Source organism: Rhodanobacter sp. ANJX3, assembly GCF_014200755.1.
GTDB lineage: Bacteria > Pseudomonadota > Gammaproteobacteria > Xanthomonadales > Rhodanobacteraceae > Rhodanobacter.
In genome coordinates this window covers 1-1,191 of record NZ_JACHCM010000023.1, presented here as the reverse complement: position 1 = coordinate 1,191, position 1,191 = coordinate 1, and the positions used below count along the sequence as shown (strand labels likewise).

1 protein-coding gene is annotated in these 1,191 nt (G+C 60.5%); it reads right to left on the bottom strand.

What is annotated here, in order from left to right:
• Positions 1-45: 45 nt before the first annotated feature.
• Positions 46-1,061 (bottom strand): IS3 family transposase gene (locus HDE76_RS20495; protein WP_255481715.1). Its coding sequence is split into 2 segments (ribosomal slippage): positions 46-863 and positions 863-1,061, totalling 1,017 coding nucleotides; the frame shifts between segments, so codons are not numbered across the junction.
• Positions 1,062-1,191: the final 130 nt, after the last annotated feature.

The following is a 1,191-nucleotide window of genomic DNA, read 5'->3' as shown; positions in this document are numbered from 1 at the left end:
CGACGTCCCCCCGCTTTGAGTAGCGGGCCGGTTTAGAGTCCGGTGTCACTTTAACTGTTTCGCATAGGCGGCAGGTGTCAGCCCGCCCAACGCCTTCTTCGGTCGTTCCTCGTTGTATTCCCGCCGCCAGCGTTCGATCTCGGCGCGTGCGTGCAACAGGCTGGGAAACCAGTGCTCGTTGAGGCATTCATCGCGCAGGCGGCCATTGAACGATTCGATGTAGGCGTTCTGGTTTGGCTTGCCTGGTTCGATCAGGCGCAGCTTCACGCCACGCGCGTAGCTCCAACTGACCATCGCTTTGCTGCAGAACTCCTTGCCGTTGTCGCTGCGAATCATCTGAGGCAGGCCGCGACTGAGCGCCAGGCGATCCATCACGCGCGTCACGCCCATGCCGGAGATCGCTCGCTCGACCTCGATAACGACTACCTCGTGGGTGGCGTCATCGACGACCGTCAAGCACTTAACAACGCGGCCATCAGCCGTGCGATCAAACACGAAGTCCATCGACCAGACCTCGTTGGCGGTCGTCGGTCGAGCTAACGGTTGCCGCTCGGTAACAGGCACCTTTTTCCGCTTGCGTCGACGCACCTGCAGCTTCGCTTCCTGATACAGCCGTTCCACGCGCTTGTAGTTCACGAGCAACCCGGCCTGTTGAAGCTTCAGATGGATCATGCCGACACCGTAGCGTTTGTGCCGTTGTGCCAAAGTCAGAATTCGTTGCCGGAGTTCAACGTTTCGATCCGGTCGCGTGGCATAGCGATACGCGCTGGCGCTCATGCCCGCGACCGCCAACGAGCGCCGCTCGCTCAACCCCTTGTCGACCATCTGCCGCACCAGCTCGCGCCGCGCCGGTGCGCTCACCACTTTTTTCGCAGGGCATCCTTGATCACTTCGTTCTCAAGCACCTGCTCGGCCAGCAGCTTCTTCAGTCGCCCGTTCTCCGTCTCCAACTCCTTCAGGCGCTTGGCGTCGGGCACGCTCATGCCACCGAACTTGCTGCGCCAGAGGTAGTACGAAGCCTCGCTGAAGCCGTGCTTGCGGCACATCTCCTTCACCGGCATGCCGGCTTCAACCTCGCGCAGGAACCCGATGATCTGTTCTTCGGTAAATCGCTTCTTCACGTCCAATCTCCGTCAGTAGGGGGATTGGACTCCAAACCTATGTGCTACTCAAAATCGGGGGGGCGTCGCC